Origin of the sequence: Aestuariivirga sp., assembly GCF_047600585.1 — a bacterium.
Lineage (GTDB): Bacteria > Pseudomonadota > Alphaproteobacteria > Rhizobiales > Aestuariivirgaceae > Aestuariivirga.
In genome coordinates, this window is record NZ_JASGKP010000001.1 from 143,678 (window position 1) to 162,852 (window position 19,175).

Genomic DNA, 19,175 nt, shown 5'->3' on the forward strand with positions numbered 1-19,175 from the left:
GCTGGCCCCGGCATGGAACTTTATCCGACCCTTGAAAACCGTCTGCCGCCGAACGCCGAAGTCTTTACACTGAAGACGGCGGATGGTTTCGAGTTGCGCGGCATGAAATGCGGAACGGGCGAGCGCGGAACGATCGTGCTCCTGACCGGCCGCAGCGACTACATGGAACGCTACTTCGAAACCATGCGCGATCTCGTGTCGCGCGGCTTCTGCGTGGCGAGCTTCGACTGGCGCGGGCAGGGCGGTTCGGAACGGCTTCTCAAGGATCCCTTGCGGGGCCATATCGGCAATTTCCGCGCCTTCGACGAAGACCTGCGCACCGCCATGGACCAGCTGGTGCGCACCCATTGCCCCGGCCCGTATTATGCCCTGGCGCATTCGACCGGCGGACACATCCTGTTGCGCAGCATCCTGCGCGAGACATGGTTCTCCAAGGCCATTCTCACCGCACCACTCATCGACCTCAACTACCAGCTCTGGCCGCGGCCGGTGGCGCGATTCCTCAGCTATGTGATGACGCGGGCAGGCTTCTCATGGATCCTGCTTCCGGGGATGCGGCGCGAACCGATGATGGCGCGGGACTATGTGGACAATCCCCTGACCCTCGAGCCCCGCCGCTGGGAGCGCGACCAGATTACCCTGCAGCGCTTTCCGTTCCTCGGCCTTGGCGGTGCAACCTTCGGCTGGCTCAACGCCACCATGGACAGCGTGCACTCAATCCGCGGCAGCAACTGGCCGAAGGGACCGAAATGCCCGGTGCTGATGATCCTCGCCGGGCGCGAGCGCGTGGTGGACAATGCGGCGGCACAGGATTTCGCGCGGCGCGTGCCCGGCGTCTCGCTGGTCTACATCCAGGATTCGCTCCACGAGATCATGATGGAGCGTGACGTGATCCGGCAGGAGTTCCTTGCCGGGCTCGACAGCTATTTCGGCGTGACCGAGGCCGCCAACTGATCGTGGGCGACGTTGATGCGGGCCAGCATGGCGGCCGCATAGTCCTTCATTTCCTGCGGCATCTCGAGATTGGCAAAGCGGTCGGGGTGGTACATCTTGACGAGGGAAAGCCAGGCCGCGCGGATGTCGTCGGCGCTTGCCTCGCGAGTGACACCCAGCACGGCCCAGGGATTGAAGCCCGACTGGTCGGAGGAGCGGCGGTTGAGGTTGAGCGAGGCCTTGGGCGGATCGGCGGCGGCGACCCGGTGCACCATGTCTTTTGAGAGGAAGAACTGCTCCCCCTCCGGACCCAGCACATCGAGGTAGCGATCGGCGTTGTTCAGGACATCGGCCAGCTTGCCCGACATGGGCAGTTTCAGGCTCACCATCATGGTCTTGCCACTGGCCAGCGTGAGGTGGACCAGCGACCGTTGCGGCCCGCTTTTCTCGAACATGGTTGATTTCCCTTTCGCAGGCGCGGTTTAAGGCTTTTCAGGCAGTTTTCAGGCGGTTTTCCTGCTTGGCACGCTATGCGAGAAAAATTGCCAAAGCATTGCTGCATGTGCTAACGGCGCAGCCAATCTCCCCGTAGCTTGTTTCAGAAAGTCAGGCGCAACCCCATGAATCTGCGCAACATCGCCATTATTGCCCACGTCGACCACGGCAAGACCACGCTCATCGACCGGCTGCTCACCCAATCCGGCACCTTCCGCGACAACCAGAAGGTGGCCGAGCGCGTGATGGATTCCAACGACCTCGAACGTGAGCGCGGCATCACCATTCTTGCCAAGGTCACGTCCCTCAACTGGAAGGACACGCGCATCAACATCGTCGATACGCCCGGACACGCCGACTTCGGCGGCGAGGTGGAGCGCATCCTCAACATGGTGGACGGCGCCGTGCTGCTGGTCGACGCCGCCGAAGGCCCGATGCCGCAGACCAAGTTCGTGCTGCAGAAGGCTCTCAAGATCGGCCTCAAGCCCATCGTCTGCATCAACAAGATCGACCGCCCGGACGAGCGTCACATTGAAGTGGTGAACGAGGTGTTCGATCTCTTCGCCGCTCTCGATGCCACCGAAGAGCAGCTCGACTTCCCGATCATCTACGGGTCCGCCAAGCATGGCTGGATGGCCGAGAAGCCGGAAGGCCCGCAGGACAACATGAATGCGCTCTTCGACCTGATCGTGCGCCACGTGGCGCCCCCGGTCGTCGAGGAAGGTCCGTTCCGCATGCTGGCGACGACGCTGGAAGCCAACAACTTCCTCGGCCGCATTCTGACGGGCCGCATCCGTTCCGGCACGGTGAAGCCGAACCAGGCGATCAAGATCCTCTCGCGTGACGGCTCGGTCGTTGAAACCGGCCGCGTCTCGAAGGTGCTGTCGTTCCGCGGCATTGACCGCGTTCCGGTGGAGGAAGCCTCCGCCGGCGACATCGTCGCCATCGCTGGGCTTGTGAAGGCCACTGTTTCCGACACCTTCTGCGACCCCACTGTGACCGAACCGATCGCCGCCACGCCGATCGATCCGCCGACGCTCGCCATGGCGTTCCGCATCAATGACGGTCCGCTTGCTGGCCGCGAGGGCGACAAGGTTCAGTCCCGCGTCATCCGCGAGCGGCTGATGCGCGAAGCAGAAGGCAACATCGCGCTCCGCGTGACGCCGTCCGAAACCGAAACGGACGCCTTCGAAGTGGCGGGCCGCGGCGAACTGCAGCTCGGCATTCTCATCGAAACCATGCGCCGCGAAGGCTTCGAACTCACTGTCGGCCGTCCGCGCGTCGTCTTCAAGATCGATGAAGCCACCGGCGAAAAGCTGGAGCCCGTCGAAGAAGTGATCATCGACGTGGACGAGGACTATGCCGGCGTCGTCGTGCAAAAGGTCTCCGAGCGGAAGGGCGAGCTTCGCGACATGCGCCCCTCGGGCACCGGCCGCCAGCGTCTCGTGTTCCACGCGCCGACGCGCGGCCTCATTGGCTACCAGTCGGAACTCCTGTCGGACACGCGCGGCACGGCGATCATGAATCGCCTGTTCCATGCCTATGCGCCGCATATGGGCGAGATCCCCACGCGCCATACGGGCGCCCTCATCTCGAACGGTGAAGGCGAGGCCGTGGCCTATGCCATCTTCTACCTGCAGGACCGCGGGCCGATGTTCATCGATCCCGGCACCAAGGTCTATGCCGGCATGATCGTGGGTGAACACACCCGTGGCAATGATCTCGAACTCAACGTGCTCAAGGAAAAGAAGCTCTCGAACGTCCGCGCCTCGGGCAAGGACGAAGCGATGATCCTCACGCCGCCCATCCGCATGTCGCTGGAAAAGGCGCTCGCCTACATCGGCGAGGACGAGTACGTCGAGGTGACGCCGAAGTCGATCCGGCTGCGCAAGGCGATCCTTGACCCGCACGAGCGCAAGCGCGTGAGCCGGGCCAAGGAAGCAGCTGCATAATCATCCGTTACGTGAAGACGCGGATCCTGTGACCATCGGGATCCGCCGCCGTGCAGGTGTATCCGAAATCCATCTGCTGCGGCGGCTGGAGGATGGTGATGCCGGCGTCGATCCAGGCCTTGTGCTGACGATCCACCGCGGCGCTGTCGGCCACCTGAACGCCGAGCTCGCCGGCCCCGGCTGCGGCCTCCGGGCTGGGCAGCACGCCCTTCCTGTTCCAGAGTCCCAGCATGGTAGCGTCGTTCAGCTTCAGCATGCCGAAACCGGGCGAGAGCTCGAGCGTCTGGAGGCCGAGTGCGGTCTCATAGAAGCGGGCGCTGGCCTGCGGATCGGTGACGTAGAAAAGAACCGTGTGATTGGCTGACATTTTCGTTTTCTCCTGTGCAGGCAAAGCCATACAGGACGGGAATGTCAGCTTCTGTCAGCAGGGTGAGTTGTGAGCGCTTTTACAACCCTCCATGCCCGGCCACGGAGAAAAAAGGCAGCGTGATAGTCCTCACTCCCGGCACACGTCGTCCGACGCGATGTTCTCCGTGGGCGTGCCAGCGTTTGCGATATAGACCGGCTTTGCCGTCGTGCACGCGAAACCTGCAACATAAGTGTCTGCGAGCTTGCGCGCTTCCTCATTGGCATTGGGGTAGGCGCCTTCCACATATCCCACATGGCAGGTGTTGCCCGGGCGGAGCGAGGTGACGACAAGCCAGGTCTTGGTCTTGCTCGAGTCTTCAGAGTCGTAAGAAACAGTCCAGCGCAGAATGGTGGCGATGGGTTTGCCGTTCTTCAGGCGCCACTCGATCTTGTTGCCGACACTGTTGAAGCCGCTGAAGGTCTGGTGGAAGGCGCACGCCTCGTCTCCACCTTTGCCGAAGGAGACGAGCGAGCGGAGATCGCCCTCGGCAAAGTAAACGGGAATGCCGGCGTGGCCCTTGCATTCGAAGGTGCCGCTGCCTTCACCTTCATCACCCGATGTTTCGGGCGTGAGTTGCTTGCAGGCCTTGAGATCGAAATCGGTGTAGGTGCTGGCGTTTCCGGCGGCGGCCGGCGTGGCGAGAAATGCGAGCAGGAGAAGTGGCAGCGCGCGCATGGCATGTCCTATTTTCGTGAGAGCCCCTCGGCCCAAGTCTGGACTGCTTCGGCGTGGGAGACAATACGGAAGACCTTGTTGCGGTCGGTCTCACCTGCCACCTGTTCCAGCGCCGATTTCGGAATGCCTGCCGATTTGGCAATGAGGCCCACGATGGCGGCATTGGCCTTGCCCTTCTCGGGCACACTGGTGACCTTGATGGCCACGGCCTCGCGGCCATCAGCGAGGGGGACGATGCCCGTCACCTCGTCGCGCGACGCTTTCGGCGTTGCCTTCACAAAAAGGTGGAGCCCCTTGGCCGTCTGCCGCAGCGCCTGGGTCACATCATCATCAGGCGCGGCACGTAGTAGGCGATCAGGTATTGCAGGAACTGGATGCCGATCAGCGCGATGATGGGCGAGATGTCGAGCCCGCCCAGGTCCGGCATGATGCGGCGGATGGGGCCGAGCACCGGTTCGGTGAGGCGGTGCAGGGCATATTCGATCTGGCGGACATACTGGTTCTGGCGGTTCATGATGCCGAAGGCCACGAGCCAGCTCATCACCACCGTGGCGAGGATGATCCAGAAGTAGATGTTCAGAATTGTGAGAATGAGCCAGATGAAGGGATTCATGATGCACCGGTTTTTGCGTGCCACAGATGTAGTGGGCAGCGGGCTCGCGCGCAAGTGCAGGGCCGGGCGGGGAAATTGGCGGCTTTGCCACCGCCTTGACGGCGCAAGGGGCCGACCGTAAAAGCCCTTCACCTTCTTGGAAGGGGCGGTAGCTCAGTTGGGAGAGCGCGGCGTTCGCAATGCCGAGGTCAGGGGTTCGATCCCCCTTCGCTCCACCAGGGCACTCTAGGATATTGAAACTCCTAGATTAACTGCGAAATCAACAGCTTACGGTTCAGTCTGCTACACCAATGTGCTACACACTGGAGCATGGAAGACGTGCCAAGAGCCACCCAACTTTCGCGCCGAAAAGGCGTCTACTATTTTCGTGCTCGCGTCAGTTCGGAGATTGCAAAACTGCTCTCCGCAAAGGTGACAGCGTCGGTCAAACAAACGCGTGCGAGGGTTCGTCGCCCTGCATGGACAGCGCTTCTTGGAAGGAATGGTGAACCTAGGAAAGAGTTGCTTGTTTCGCTGAGGACGTCGAAGCTCTCTGAAGCGCGCGAGAGGTTGCTTAAGGAGCAAATCAAACTTCAAGAGTTATACCGCATGGTACAGGCTGAGTTTGGGATCGCACCTGCTCAAGCCTTGAGGCAAGCGACCGCGCAGGATATCGATGGCATAGCGCAGAGATATTTTGCATCCTTAGAGAATCCACCGCTTTCAAACAAAGCAGCTGAAGTGAGAGCATCCTCGACGGAGGTCGAGGAGGACCTAGTCAGTGGCCTCGTTTATTTCAGCAGTGACGATGAATCTGTCATCTATGGGTACCGCAAGCAGGCTGCCGATCTGTTGAAAGCCGACAATCTCTCCCCAGAAAATACAAGCGCGGTTGACCGCTTGGCCAAGTACCTCAGGCGAGCAGATATGGAGCATTCAAGACGGAGCCTAGATCGACTGAACCACGACTATTCCAGCCATCATGATAAACTCTTCCCAGCGCGTCCTACGTCTGAGGTCCACGATCATCAAGTCACTGGGTCAGATAGAGGTGTTGCTCTAAGTGCGCTGATCGCCGCTTTTCAGGAAAAACGTCTCAAGAACATCAAAGAGAAATCCCTCCAAAAATACCAATTCTTCTTTGGTGTCCTGAGCGAGGTGATTGGCAGTGAGAAGGGTGTCAAATCAATTACGCGCTTGGACTGTCGTCGTGTCGCAGAGGTCCTCGAAAAGCTCCCGCCGAACTACACCAAGAATACAAAGTTAAGGCGCATGGGAGTTGTAAAGGCGGCAAGCTATGCGGCTGCAAATTCTATTCGTCCACTTTCTGTCAAGACGCTGAGCGATTATCTGTCTAAGTTCTCGCGCCTACTTCAGTGGGCCGTTGATGAGGACATTGTAGATAAAAATCTTGCCCGGAGCCTTGTAGCCCTCGCTAAGGATGGAGCAGCAGAAGACAAAAGGCGCGCTTTCGATGATGCGGCACTCTGCATGATTTTTGGTGCGAATGCGCTATTAGGCTTGGGAGAGAGCAAGTTTTGGGCCCCCGTCATCGGTCTCTTCTCTGGCTTGCGTCTAAGTGAGATACTTCAGCTCTACGTAGCTGACATCAAGCAGGATGGAGAAGTTATCTATTTTGATATCAACGTTGAAGATGAGGAGGGTGGGAAAGCCCGAGATAAGTCTCTTAAGCGTAGTAGCTCGCGACGAAAAGTTCCGGTCCACTGCGAGCTTGTCGCGCTGGGCTTCTTAGATTATGTCCAGACCATCCGCTCTCGGAACGAACAAAGACTGTTTCCAGATGCTGTGATGGGTCAAGACGGAACTTACTCTTCTCCATACTCAAAATGGTTTTCGCGTCGGCTTAAGGCCTTTGGGATAAAGAAAGATCGAAAGCTCTCGTTTCATAGCTTTCGACATACGTTTAGAGACGGGATGAGAAGATCAGGCTTGCCTTCGGAAGTGGTTGACGCGCTGGGCGGCTGGGCTCCAAGCAAAACATCAGATATTTATGGATCCGGGCTTTCCCCAAGAGAGCTAAAGCCAATGATAGACAGTGTAATCTATCCTGGACTTGATCTTACGCACCTTAAGAAAAATCGTTGAGAATTGCACCCGGGTTCAATGAGAAGAGGGAGTTTAGTCGCGGACAGACCTCGTGCTTCAGCTTCGTTACTAAACTTGTGGCGAGGTCTAGCGAGCTGGAGATGCGGGCCTACCGTTACTTCGATCACGTGCCATGGGTGGTGAACTACATGGACTACACCCGGCTCACCAAGCTGCGGTCAACTTACGTGGGTCACCCGGCCACCAACGAGGAAGACGCAACCGGGTTCTGGCAGTACATTCACAACGGCAAAATCCACCCAGCTTTCCACATCGGACGGGCTGTCACCGGGCGCTCCTCTTCTACAGACCCCAACGGACAGAACCTACCGAAGCGTGGGCGCGGCAACATGAAGGCAGCAGTGAAAGCCTTCCGCCCTACCTTCATCGCAAAGCCGGGGCATGTCCTGATCGAAGCCGACTTGAGCCAAGCCGAACTCCGAATTGCGGCGTGGATGGCTATAGATAGGCGCATGATTAGCCTCTACAAGAAGGGGGCGGACATTCACGCGGCGACTGCTGCCCGCATCATGGGCATCAGCATTGACGCCTTCATGGCCCTCCCCAAAGACGTGCGCGACATGAAACGCTTCCAAGCGAAAGCTGTGTCTGACTCCGAGAAGAAATAATTCCAAATTTGCACTGGGCTAACTTGATGGCGGGGTCTGGCGCTGGATATGAATGCTCGAAGCGAGGAGTGTTTCTTATGCAAAAAAACAATGGACAGTTTAAGTGTGGTAAAGATCATGCCAAGTGGAGAGATAAGGAAAAGCAGCTCGCATCGTTGAGAGAACGGGATCTTGGTACATTAAGAATTTATGGTGACCGTATCGAGACGATTGAGAGATCAAGATCTGTGATCAAGACACAATGTGTTGCGTGCGGCACGATAAAGGATCATTTGGTCGAAAGTCTGGAAAGGTCTCTGACGACTAGTTGCAAGTGCCAGCGGGGTCGCAAATATCGAGACAAGAGGGCAAAAGTCTATGGAGAACGGTATGATTCAATCAAGCAAAGATGTGAAAATCCCTTAGATGCAAATTATGCCAACTATGGAGGGCGGGGCATCGAGAATCGCTTCACCCGAAGTGAATTCATTGAATATATGCTTGAGCAAAACCCAGATGTGCATGACCTGAGCAACTGGCACATAGATCGAATGAACAATGATCTTCACTATCAAAAGGGGAACGTCCGCTTAGTCACGCCAGCAGAAAACCAAAGGAATAAGTGGAACAACCGAATCGTTCAATGGGAGGGTGAGGCGGTTTGCATCACTGACGTACCGGATCGGATTAGGATTATTCATCCTGAGTGTACACTGGCGGACCGAACAATCATAAGACTCATATCTGAAGGCCACGGATTGGCTGAAATCTTGACTCGTCGAGCTCGGAGAAAGCGTTCAAAAGCGTCAAAGAGCCATACATCGAGTTTAGATGGAAAGCCGTTGGCACAGACAAGAAAGCTCAAGATTATACGCCGCGTTCGCATGATGGAGAGTTGAGCTCCTCCTCATGACCGGCCCCCAAATTTACTTCGACGTTCGCAGATGTCGCCTAACATATGCGACAACACCCAGCTTCCTGATGATGTTCGCATCGCAGTGATCGCAACAGCCAAACTGTTTGGACCGTCGCTCCTGCGATCCAAAGGTCCAGTTCAAAATGACTTCTGAAACGGTGCGTTTCGGGGCGCTGGCCTGTCCAAAATACTGCCGGAATTGCGTCCGCACACACGACTCGGCTCTGAGCAGCTCTTCCAAATGCTTGATCTGTAAATATCGGTGTTGCAATGCATGTTCGGCTCGGTCTTCTGGGGCAGACGAGCGAACTGTCATTTCCGCCATGTACCGGAGCCGTCCGACGTCCCGACTTTCGGAATCATGGAAAATCACTGAGACTGCCGATTTACCGTCTCGGCCAGCCCTTCCCAGCTCCTGAAGTTGGTCTTCAATTGAAGCTGCTTGTTGCCAATGTATGACCATTCGGACGTTCGGCAAATCCAGTCCCATGCCGAAGGCATTGGTGCAGATGATCTGATTTAGAGGTGGCTTGCTCTCACCGGAAAATCGCTTCTGGAGTTGTTCGCGATCCCAGGGCGTACCCAGTCGCGAGTGGTAGAAGGGGATATCTGTCCCGAAGGAACTCAAGTCTGCTTTCAGTCTATCGCCAACCTTGATGGACGGCACGAATATCATGCAGCGCCCTGGCCGAACTTCAGGTAGTTGGAGCAAGTTCTGGATTTGATTTGCCCTTCCAGATTCAGGGCACTTCCATCTCAGCAGTGCGATATTTGGACGGTCGACGTCCCGCACAAACACCCTCGCGTCGGGTATGCCAAGTGACTCCAGGATGCGGTTCTGCATCTCCTTTCCGGCCGTTGCAGTAAACGCGAGGACGGGTGGGGACCCCAGTTTGGTTCGAACTTCATCTAGTCGCGCATACTCGCGACGAAAGTCTCTTCCCCACTGATCCACACAGTGAGCTTCGTCCACGACAAGAAAGCTCGGCCGACTTTGCTTGAGAACCTGCCGCTCATACTCATTGTTCACGAAGAAGCGTTCCGGGGCGACATAGAGAAACTTGATGAGGCGCCGAGAAATCCAGGATAGCCGAATACGCTTTTCTTCGGCACTTAGGTCGCTGTTGAGAAAGGTAGACGGAATCTTCTTTCGCAGCAGCGTTGAGGTTTGCTCTGTCATCAGAGCCTTCAGGGGCGAAACCACCAGTGCCAGTCCGGGAGCGAGAACAGCTGGCAATTGGAAGCAGAGCGTTTTCCCGGAACCCGTCGGACTTACGACCAGTATGGATTTGCCGGAAAGTGCTGCCAGAATGATCGGGAGCTGACCCTCTCGAAACTTCGGAATCTGGAAAAGTCTCAGAGCTGCTCCGAAATCGAAAACAGAGTTTGGAACACGGCCGTGCAAATCCAACAGACGGGCTAGGCTGACTGCGGCCTTTTCCAGCCAACGGCGAGCCAAGCGGCCTGCTAGCTTGGGGTGGAAGCTTGCGTGACAGCCGTCGCAGAGAGTTATCAGGTTGGAGGGCTGATCATTACCACCGCGGGATCGTGGCAGCAGGTGGTGGACGTCCGCATTACGTCCAGTCACCTTTGAGCCGCAGACGACGCATTCATAGCCGTCTCGTTCGAGGACGCCCCGTCTGACCGAAGCCCAGTTGCCAGTTGCCGAAATCGCTTTGCTCCAAGGTTCTTCGCTCTTTAGTCGATACTCTCTGAAACCAAAAAACATCGCAATGAGAGATCTCGTGGTGAAAAACCTCACGCTTTTTCAATCTATTAGATTGTTTTCTGGAAAATCTTGAAATGACTATATCCCTCTGGCACCGTTGAGCTTGTGCAAAAAGCTTATTACCAAGCCACCTTCGAAGAATTTCGGTGTGCAGATGCCTCTTTCATTCTGGGTGAACTCGTGCGTGCACATGGCTTTGCGCTCGAGCATCAGCAACGACAAGCGTGGATCGAGCAGATCGAGCTGCTGAAATCAGCTGCCCCGAGGTCTGGCGACGCTCACGTGCTCTTAGAATTCGCCATTCCCCGAATGGGAAAGCGTGCAGATGCAATCATCGTATTGGCCAATGCAATCCTTGTCCTTGAATTCAAGGTGGGAGCATCATCCTTTGATGCGTCTCATATTGAGCAGGTCTATGATTATGCGCTGGATCTAAAGAACTTTCATGTCGGCAGCCACAACGCTCCAATCGTCCCTATCCTCTACTCAACGAGTGCTCCGGGCCAGTCGGGATTCGATCTTTCATGGGGCCACGACCGCGTCGCTAAGCCTATTAGCATTGGCACGGGCCAGCTTGGAAAAGTTCTGGGGAACATCGCGTCGGTAAACACCGGTGGCTATATCAACTACGAGGTTTGGCTGGCTTCTGGATATCGGCCTACTCCAACTATCGTGGAGGCCGCGCAGGCACTCTTTCAACAGCACAATGTTGAGGCCATCACGCGATCGGACGCTGGAGCCCAAAACCTGGGCGCCACGACGAAAGTTCTCGAGCGGATCATCGAGCGATCGAAAGTCGCTGGAGAAAAGTCGATCTGCTTTGTCACAGGCGTCCCAGGTGCGGGTAAGACCCTGGCCGGCCTCAACATTGCGACCATGCGCGCACGAAGCCATGAAGACGAGCATGCGGTGTTCTTGTCGGGCAATGGGCCGCTTGTTGACGTTCTACGTGAGGCACTTGCACGTGATGAAAGTGCGCGTCACGGAATATCTAAGTCTGAAGCGCTAAGACGCGTCAGGAGTTTCATTCAGAATATCCACCACTTCCGAGATAGCGCACTACTAGATAGTAGCGCTCCAGTAGAGCGAGTTGTTGTCTTCGATGAGGCTCAGCGCGCTTGGACAAAGGATCAGGCCGCAAAGTTCATGAAGGCGAAGCGGGGAGTAACAGATTTCTCCATGTCAGAGCCTGAATTCCTGATTAGAGTTATGGACCGTCATGAAGACTGGTGTGTGGTCATTTGTTTGATCGGAGAAGGACAGGAGATCAACACGGGTGAAGCTGGATTTGCTGAGTGGCTTACCGCTTTGTCACACTCCTTCAAAACCTGGCGCGTTTACGCATCTGATCGCACTGGGGATAGCGATGCTGTTTCTGGAGTATCCTTCCCAGAAATGAAACCGAGTTTGGAGGCTGACTTGCATTTGGCGGTCTCCATACGTTCCTTTCGTGCTGAGTCGCTGTCTGATTTCGTTGATCATCTTGTAACGAATAAACCAAAAATGGCGCTGGGGTCCTACGCGAATATCTCAGATCGCTACCCCATCAAGATCACGCGAGACATAAACCTCGCACGTTCGTGGCTGCGTTCCCAGGCGAGGGGAAGCGAACGATATGGGTTAGTAGCTTCTTCGGGCGCCCTGCGACTGCGTCCGGAGGGCATACACATTAGAGCACAGATCGATCCACCGGTCTGGTTCCTAAATGGCAAGTCCGACGTGCGCTCCTCTTTCTATTGTGAGGAAGTGGCGAGTGAGTTTGACGTGCAGGGTTTGGAGCTCGATTGGACAGGTGTGTGTTGGGACGCCGATTTCCGCTACGTGGCGGGCCAATGGGATAGTTTTGATTTCAAAGGTACGCGCTGGCAGCGTGTTCGGTCCGCGGAGGCACAGGAATTTCTCCGGAACGCATATCGAGTGATACTGACGCGAGCACGCCAAGGAATGGTAATCTTCGTCCCGAAAGGAGATCCATCTGATGTCACCCGCCCGCCCGAGTTTTATGATGAAACGTTCAAGTTCCTCCAGCTTTGTGGTTTGGACACGCTTTGAAGCGAGCAACAGGAATGATTGCTACCGGATCGCTCTGGGTCCGAAACGATGGCATAAGGACTTTCGTCATTCTCTCAACCCACCTTACGCTGTGGCTTCTTCTTGTCTCAGATCGCGAGGAGCCTAATCGGGGTGCCGGAACGATTAGGTAACTCTCAGCTCTACATTGCCCAAGAAATCGATCCCGATCACGACAAGATCGCCAGTGCTGATCCACTTCGTCTCAATGAGGCTGCCGAGGAAGACGAACTGACCCTGCTTCAATCCTAATCCTTGCGATGCCCTCAGATTCGCCAGCCACGCCAAAGCTTCGAGTGGATGCCCTAGGACCATAGCCCCAGTTCCCCGCCCAACTTCCATACCATTGATTTCCATCCACGCGGTAACGTGCGGCAATTCCAATGATCGCCAAGCCTTGAAGGGCACTCCCAGCACGCAGCCGGCGTTGAAAAAATTGTCAGCAATGAGCGTCGGAGCACCAAGCGTTCGATAGTCGAGATATCGGTCATCAACAATCTCGATTCCTGGTGCAACAGCCTCGAAGTACTGGCTGATGGACTGAACCGTATAGGGAACTCGCTGCGGTTGGATGTCGGCGCCAAGAATGGCGACGAGCTCGCACTCAACGCCGAGCTTGCGATGGTTCGCGGAGCGTACTGTTCCTTTTTCGTGGGTAATCGTAGAGCAGAACACTTCGCCAGCACAGGGGCCTGAGATGCCAAGAAATCTTTGCGTTACAGGGGTGGTACAGCCGATCTTAAGTCCAGCGACGGCACCGAGCTGCTCTGACAATAAGTGGTTGACTTCTCGCTGCAGTGCATACCCTTCCATTTCGCTTGGTGGGCGCATAGACGCCGTTAGAAAGGTCGGCGAGAGTGACATCCGTTGATCGCGTAAAGATTGCGCGGATGATGGGCCTTGAGTCATGGACGTCTCTGAGCTGGGTGGTCAAATTCAGTATTCACACAAGCGCGACACCCCAAATGTCGATCATCCTGTCATCGGCATACATATCAGGCTTGACCGGTGTTTGTACAAGCAACAGAGAGACTATTGAATGGTCGGCATCTTCGTCGCTTGGACGGATTGGTGTATGACCGTCATAGGGCTTCAGGCTTGTAGCCAACGAGATTGTGGTCGTTTGGTGTTTTGATGAGTGCGCCGATTACCGATACTCATAAGCTATTTGAGTGAAATGATCATTCTGGCGGGACTGACAAACCCAGGCCATGCTTTGCCGGCATTCCGCGCCTTGACCCCTATGTTGGAGTGGGTTGGATGGGGCGGGACGGCAGCAAGTTGGTGAACGGGACCTGACCGTATAGCGAAGGGCTTCTGGGTGATCGTGAAATTCGGTGCCCTCGCATCATTCACTCTTACCGACCAGGGAAGCTACAGCAGAAAACTCTAACTCAGAATGATCCAGCTCGCTGTGGGTGAGGAATAATACCAGCCCTGGGCCGATTTTTTGGAGATCGTGAGGGGCGGGTTACAAGAGTACCACCATTTTTGAATGATGATCTTCACATCATTCTAGCCGTCGCCAGAGGTGACGAAGTTGACGTAGCTAGGTCATGCGCCCTATTTCATGAACAGCTTGAACCCAGAGTAGGGTGCCACGAGAGGCCAATGAAAAAAGGGGTTTTGGTTTTAGCGGGAATTCTAGTGATCTTCGGGTTATCTCAACCTAGCAGCCGAAAAAACCTGTCTAGGTTGGCGATTCCAGCTCCGGAAGGCGATCCGGTAGTCATTCTAAGGCCGAACCCAACGAATGCGAAGGTTGCGGCCCCAACTGGCATGACACTTCCGCAATCCCACACCGTTGCCGTCGCACCTGCACCGGACCCAGGCCCTACAACCATTGCGCGCCCCGCTATATCGCACGCGCCAATATCAACTCTAGATCGTCCGCTTGCCGAACGGTCAGAGGATTCACCAGTTTTAGCCCGCCCAAAACAGTCTAGTCTTCCAGATAGTACAGTGAGTGCACCTGAAGACAATTCTCGAGATACTGATCATGAACACTCTCCAGCGAGGTCTTCAATATTGGATATGGGTGCATCGCAAAACGGGTCGGAAATCATAGAGTTAAAGGACATTTCAGATGGTGGTGGTCCTCCCATTTTGCCAAACTCGGTTGCTGGGGGGAGGGATTTTGTGGTCACAGCCATACGATTAAATGTCAGAGCTGAGGCCTCGCCCACATCGGCTAAGGTCGGGGAATTGTTAGCAGGCGAGGTGGCCTCTGAAGTAGTCAGTCTGTACGGAAATGAAGTGAAAGACTGGATACTGATAAAAGCAAAGAATGGTACATTGGAAGGATGGGTGAAGAAGTCCTATCTCTCGCAAAAGACTGAATGAGTAGGTCAATTTCTCATGCTCAATGCTGAGCCTTCCATCCCAATACTAGTTCTCCAGAAAAAAATCTGCCAGTATATCTGTCTATGGGCATAAGGTTCTCAAAATCTATCTCGTTGTCCAAGCTCTTTAGAGTGACAATCTCAAAGGGCGGGTTTTCAGCGAGCGTTGGTGTTCCTGGGTATCGAAAGACCATTTCCAAAAAAGGTGTAACGACAACGTGGACATTGCCTCGGACGGGTCTGTCTTATCGCACCTATGCGCGACAAAAAGCTAAGCCCAACCCGACCATCGCTAAGGGCCCAACACTGCATAGGATTCGGTACTTTGGCGTCCTAACAGCAGTATTGGCATGTGCTTTGATTTTCTGGAAATTTCATGGATATTGATTTTGTCATGAGTGGAAATCCTGGAGCGGAAAATGAATGATTTTGAACAACAGCCGTTTGGAGCGGTAGAATTTGCTGAGAACACAGAGCCACGGTGTCCTTGCCTTCTTTTGCTCGACACTTCCGGTTCTATGGGGGGGAATCCAATTCGCGAGCTAAATGAGGGTTTGCAGCAACTACAGACTGAACTCCAAGCTGATAGTCTCGCTGCGAAACGTGTGGAGATTGGAATCATCACCTTCGGCCCAGTTAACGTCCAACTTGACTACACATCCTGTCAGAACTTTATTGCCCCGCATCTTGAAGCGGGCGGCGACACTCCAACGGGGAAAGCAATAGAACAGGGTTTGGCACTGCTGAAGGAGAGAAAACAGCAATACAAGCTGAACGGCATTACGTATTATAGACCTTGGGTGTTCCTCATGACTGATGGTGCACCAACTGACTCAATTACAAACGCAACCTCCCTTGTTAAGTCAGGGGAGGATCGCAAAGAGTTTATGTTTTATGCGGTTGGGGTTGGTGACGGCGCCGATATGGATCGATTGAAACAAATCGCAGTTCGGACCCCACTGCGGTTGAAGGGCTTGGCCTTCAGAGAGTTTTTCGCCTGGCTTTCGAGTTCCTTGAGCCAGGTCTCCCGGTCAACACCCGGTGAAAGCGTTCCGCTTTCCAACCCCACCAGTCCAGATGGGTGGGCTGTAGCAGGATAATGTCACGCTGGACTTGGGCGAGAGCCAGTTGCCGCGGTACCTCCCATGTTAGGCAAGGTACGCGCAAACAAGACGCCTTCAGTTGCGTAGTAGCTAAACTATCGACGCTTATTGTAGTCGTGAGTGATGGTGCAGGCAGCGCCAGCCATGGGGGGGAGGGCGCCTCTGTTGCTGCGAGACACATTGCGCGCCATGCGGCCGAATATGTTAACCGAACAGGTTCCCTGCCACACGATAGCGAGATCTGGTTCTGGACGGATGAAGTTCGGGATTTGTTGGCTGTGGCCAGCACTAGACGTGGCACTGATCGTAAGAACTTTGCGGCAACTCTAGTGGGCATCATATCGACTGGTGATCAGACGATTGTATTCCATATAGGAGATGGTGCGGCGGTTGCGCGCAACAAAGATACCAAAAAGTGGGAGACATTGAGCTGGCCGGAGCAGGGTGAGTATGCGTCGACCACATTCTTTATCACTGACGAGCCATCCGTTCGATTGCGGATCGAAAAGCGGGAGATGGGAGTTGATGCAGTTGCAGTTTTTTCGGACGGTATAGAGCGGTTAGCTCTGTCCTTTTCACAAGGAACCCCACATGCTCCATTCTTTGAGGCGATGATCAAGCCTCTCGATGAAAGTTCGGCGATAGGCTGTGATCTAGTCCTCTCGAGAAAACTTCACAGTTATCTAGACAGCAGCGCCGTGAACGATCGCACCGACGACGACAAGACGCTCATACTAGCCGTACTGAAATGAACCGCCCCCAACTATATTCGAACGGAAAACAGATCGTACTTGATAAGCGGATCGGAAAAGGCGGCGAAGGAGAGGTTTACACGCTGGTCGATTCGAAGGACTTTGCAGTCAAATTCTACACAATACGAGATTTGGCAAGCCGTGAGGCAAAAATCACGGCAATGTTGAGTGCCAAATTGTTTGAGCAATCAAAGTTGGTAGCTTTTCCCACTGCAAAAGTTACTGACAGGAGCAATAAGTTTGCTGGCTTTGTCATGCGACTTGTTGCGGATTGCAAGCCCTTACATGAATTGTACGCTCCTGGATCGAGAAAAACCCACTTTCCTAAGGCAGACTATCGATTTTTGGCGCGTGCAGCCTCGAATGTTGCTCGCGCAGTTGCGCAGGTGCACGCTACTGGTTGCGTGATCGGGGACATTAATCATTCGGGTGTGCTGATATCGCAGCAAGCAACGGCCGCACTGATTGATGCAGATAGCTTTCAGATCACAGAAGCTTCGAAAAGGCATCTCTGCAAAGTTGGCGTTCCAGAGTACACGCCGCCGGAATTGCAAGGCCAGAAGCTGGATGTAATCGTAAGAACCCCCAATCATGATTGTTTTGGATTGGCAATTGTCATATTCCAATTGCTCTTTATGGGGAAACATCCGTTCTCCGGTCGCTACACTGGTCAAGGTGATATGCCAATGGAGCGGGCCATCGGCGAGTTTAGGTTCGCATACTCCAGAAGGCGGAAAACAGGCTTGTCTCCTCCGCCCGCAGCTTGTGACTTATCCGACATTCCCACATGGTTGGCCGACATGTTCGAAGATGCCTTCGGACAACAAATGTCGAGTCAGAGACCTACCGCTGCGCAGTGGGTTAGTGCATTGGAGCGCTTTGAAAACACACTTATCAAGTGTACGCAGAATGGACTTCACTTTTATTCCAACGCAGCAAGGTCTTGTCCATGGTGCGATATCGAGCAAAACGTGGGTGTGGTCCTATTCGTTCCTGATGCGGCGACATTTGTTCAGAATGCATTTGTTGGTGGATCGTTCGATGCGGAGCGGCTGTGGCGCCAGATTGAAGCGCTGAACGTTCCCGCGCTTGGCATGGCGAACGCGCCGTTATCTCAACTTGCGGGAAGAGTTTCAAAGCAAGCCCATGACGCTAAGGGGGGCTCAAAACTTCTGCAGCTTAGGCGTTTCGCAATAGTTTTAGGGGCAATCGGACTTACGCTGGCTAAGCCCGAGGGTTGGATGTATTTCGTAGGTGCGGGTGTGCTCTGTTGGTTCGCCAACGAGAGGGGAGGCGTAGATCTGCAGCCGTTCACTGAGCGCAGTAGAATGGCAAATGAAAAATTTCAATCCAGATTAGCTCTCTGGCACAAAAGCTTGAATTTGGATCGCCTTGCCCAACTCTATTATGATGTTGAACTCTGGACGAATGAATACAAGGGTCTGAATGGTGAATACAAGGCACGAAGTGCCGAAATATCCCGTATTCACAAGGAACGGCAGCTAGATGACTATCTCGAAGGTTTTCTCATAGCTGATGAGTTTTCAAAGGGGCGTTTGAAGATACGTGGTTTTGGACGTGGAAAATTGGCCGCGCTGCTGTCCCATAACATTGAGAGTTTCTCAGATGTAAATGAGGACGATTGCCTTGCTGTGCCCGGAATAGGTCACGCGATTACGAAAGGGCTAATTGATTACAAGGACGATTTGTCGTTTAGGTTTAAACCTAGCTCGTCTGTTTCATTGGCTGAACGGCAGGACCGCTCGAGGGTTGATGCAGAGTTTCAAGCCAGAGCAATTGATCTGCAGAAGCGGATTGAAAGCTCAAGCAAAGAACTTTCGCTTCTCGCGGCCCAAGCAAAGGCAGCTACTTCAAATCGAAGTGCGGCGCTCGAAGCACTTTACCAAGAAGCGTTGAATGCAGCCGAAGATCTAAATTTCTTGGGTGGCAGTGCATCGGTTGGCGTCACTCTCCCCAGCAATCCTTTCAAACTGCCTCGAACACCAACAGCTTCATATACCGGCCGCAATCTTTATGGTGCATTCCCTGCCAATGCTTCAATTCCAGCCACTAGTGCGCCTTCGTGTCCTAACTGCGGGTCTCGCATGGTGAGGCGTACGAACCGAAGACGCGGTAACTTTTTTTGGGGTTGTTCTACTTACCCAAGTTGCAAGGGAACAAAAAACTTTCCTTAAAGTGCTTCTGGGGACGCCCATAGGCCTCACTTGTCGCTGAAGATTTTCTCTAGCTGGAATTATGGACTGGCCCAGGGGAAAAGACGGCGCTGATATTGAGGCAGTTCAGGGAAGAGCAGATCATCCTGAGGCTAGGAGCCTAGACCAATTGAACTTTGAACCTGGGTTCAAGTTCGAAAAATCTACTAAGGTATTCGAGTATGAAGAGGTGCAAAGCTCTAGGCTGATTTGGCGGAAATCGTCAGGGGCAGATCATAAGCAGTGGTCTAACGCAATTTTCAGATCGTTCAGGACTTAA

17 protein-coding genes and 1 tRNA gene are annotated in these 19,175 nt (G+C 54.5%); 11 read left to right on the forward strand and 7 right to left on the reverse strand.

The window, feature by feature from the left end; translation table 11 throughout:
• The first annotated feature begins 12 nt into the window (after positions 1-12).
• Positions 13-954, forward strand: a complete 942-nt coding sequence (locus QM801_RS00630; RefSeq protein ID WP_415017279.1) for an alpha/beta fold hydrolase — start codon at positions 13-15, stop codon at positions 952-954.
• Here QM801_RS00630 and QM801_RS00635 read toward each other — a convergent pair.
• Complete coding sequence (locus QM801_RS00635) at positions 924-1,388, reverse strand: J domain-containing protein (protein ID WP_415017280.1); 465 nt, start codon at positions 1,386-1,388, stop codon at positions 924-926. The genes QM801_RS00630 and QM801_RS00635 overlap by 31 nt on opposite strands.
• A gap of 165 nt (positions 1,389-1,553) precedes the next feature.
• On the opposite strand from QM801_RS00635, the gene typA reads away from it, so the two are divergent.
• Positions 1,554-3,380, forward strand: a complete 1,827-nt coding sequence (typA, locus tag QM801_RS00640) for a translational GTPase TypA (protein ID WP_415017281.1) — start codon at positions 1,554-1,556, stop codon at positions 3,378-3,380.
• Positions 3,381-3,387: 7 nt separating this feature from the next.
• Here the strand turns inward: typA and QM801_RS00645 are convergent, their stop codons facing one another.
• From QM801_RS00645 to QM801_RS00660, 4 genes are all read right to left on the reverse strand, one after another.
• Positions 3,388-3,747: a VOC family protein gene (locus QM801_RS00645; protein ID WP_415017282.1), complete on the reverse strand. Its 360-nt coding sequence runs from the start codon at positions 3,745-3,747 to the stop codon at positions 3,388-3,390.
• A gap of 129 nt (positions 3,748-3,876) precedes the next feature.
• Entirely contained in the window at positions 3,877-4,464 is a 588-nt protein-coding gene (locus QM801_RS00650; protein WP_415017283.1) for a hypothetical protein, read from the reverse strand.
• A gap of 8 nt (positions 4,465-4,472) precedes the next feature.
• Positions 4,473-4,787, reverse strand: coding sequence for a DUF167 family protein (locus QM801_RS00655; protein ID WP_415017284.1), 315 nt, complete (start codon positions 4,785-4,787; stop codon positions 4,473-4,475).
• A complete protein-coding gene (locus QM801_RS00660) occupies positions 4,784-5,077 on the reverse strand; it encodes a YggT family protein (RefSeq protein ID WP_415017285.1) in 294 nt (97 codons plus the stop codon). Before QM801_RS00660 ends, QM801_RS00655 begins: the two co-directional genes overlap by 4 nt.
• Positions 5,078-5,219: 142 nt before the next feature.
• On the opposite strand from QM801_RS00660, the gene QM801_RS00665 reads away from it, so the two are divergent.
• From QM801_RS00665 to QM801_RS00675, 3 genes are all read left to right on the forward strand, one after another.
• Positions 5,220-5,295, forward strand: a tRNA-Ala gene (locus tag QM801_RS00665).
• Between the two features lie 91 nt (positions 5,296-5,386).
• Positions 5,387-7,162: a tyrosine-type recombinase/integrase gene (locus QM801_RS00670; RefSeq protein WP_415017286.1), complete on the forward strand. Its 1,776-nt coding sequence runs from the start codon at positions 5,387-5,389 to the stop codon at positions 7,160-7,162.
• 101 nt (positions 7,163-7,263) lie between these two features.
• Entirely contained in the window at positions 7,264-7,791 is a 528-nt protein-coding gene (locus tag QM801_RS00675; RefSeq protein ID WP_415017287.1) for a DNA polymerase, read from the forward strand.
• 905 nt (positions 7,792-8,696) lie between these two features.
• Here the strand turns inward: QM801_RS00675 and QM801_RS00680 are convergent.
• Positions 8,697-10,415 (reverse strand): RecQ family ATP-dependent DNA helicase, encoded by a 1,719-nt coding sequence (locus QM801_RS00680; protein WP_415017288.1) that lies wholly within the window; start codon positions 10,413-10,415, stop codon positions 8,697-8,699.
• Between the two features lie 105 nt (positions 10,416-10,520).
• Between QM801_RS00680 and QM801_RS00685 the strand changes: the two genes are divergently transcribed.
• A complete protein-coding gene (locus QM801_RS00685) occupies positions 10,521-12,467 on the forward strand; it encodes a DUF2075 domain-containing protein (protein WP_415017289.1) in 1,947 nt (648 codons plus the stop codon).
• Between the two features lie 144 nt (positions 12,468-12,611).
• Here QM801_RS00685 and QM801_RS00690 read toward each other — a convergent pair whose 3' ends face one another.
• Positions 12,612-13,394: a 2-keto-4-pentenoate hydratase gene (locus QM801_RS00690; RefSeq protein WP_415017290.1), complete on the reverse strand. Its 783-nt coding sequence runs from the start codon at positions 13,392-13,394 to the stop codon at positions 12,612-12,614.
• A gap of 1,053 nt (positions 13,395-14,447) precedes the next feature.
• On the opposite strand from QM801_RS00690, the gene QM801_RS00695 reads away from it, so the two are divergent.
• The 5 genes from QM801_RS00695 (at position 14,448) to QM801_RS00715 (ending at position 18,877) form a co-directional block, all read left to right on the forward strand.
• Positions 14,448-14,828, forward strand: a complete 381-nt coding sequence (locus tag QM801_RS00695) for an SH3 domain-containing protein (protein ID WP_415017291.1) — start codon at positions 14,448-14,450, stop codon at positions 14,826-14,828.
• 83 nt (positions 14,829-14,911) lie between these two features.
• On the forward strand, positions 14,912-15,214 hold the full coding sequence (locus QM801_RS00700; RefSeq protein WP_415017292.1) for a DUF4236 domain-containing protein: 303 nt from the start codon (positions 14,912-14,914) through the stop codon (positions 15,212-15,214).
• A 32-nt stretch (positions 15,215-15,246) separates the two neighbouring features.
• Positions 15,247-15,927, forward strand: a complete 681-nt coding sequence (locus QM801_RS00705) for a vWA domain-containing protein (RefSeq protein WP_415017293.1) — start codon at positions 15,247-15,249, stop codon at positions 15,925-15,927.
• Positions 15,927-16,682: a PP2C family serine/threonine-protein phosphatase gene (locus tag QM801_RS00710; RefSeq protein ID WP_415017294.1), complete on the forward strand. Its 756-nt coding sequence runs from the start codon at positions 15,927-15,929 to the stop codon at positions 16,680-16,682. The genes QM801_RS00705 and QM801_RS00710 overlap by 1 nt, the downstream gene beginning before the upstream one ends.
• Positions 16,679-18,877 (forward strand): helix-hairpin-helix domain-containing protein, encoded by a 2,199-nt coding sequence (locus QM801_RS00715; RefSeq protein WP_415017295.1) that lies wholly within the window; start codon positions 16,679-16,681, stop codon positions 18,875-18,877. The genes QM801_RS00710 and QM801_RS00715 overlap by 4 nt, the downstream gene beginning before the upstream one ends.
• Positions 18,878-19,175: the final 298 nt, after the last annotated feature.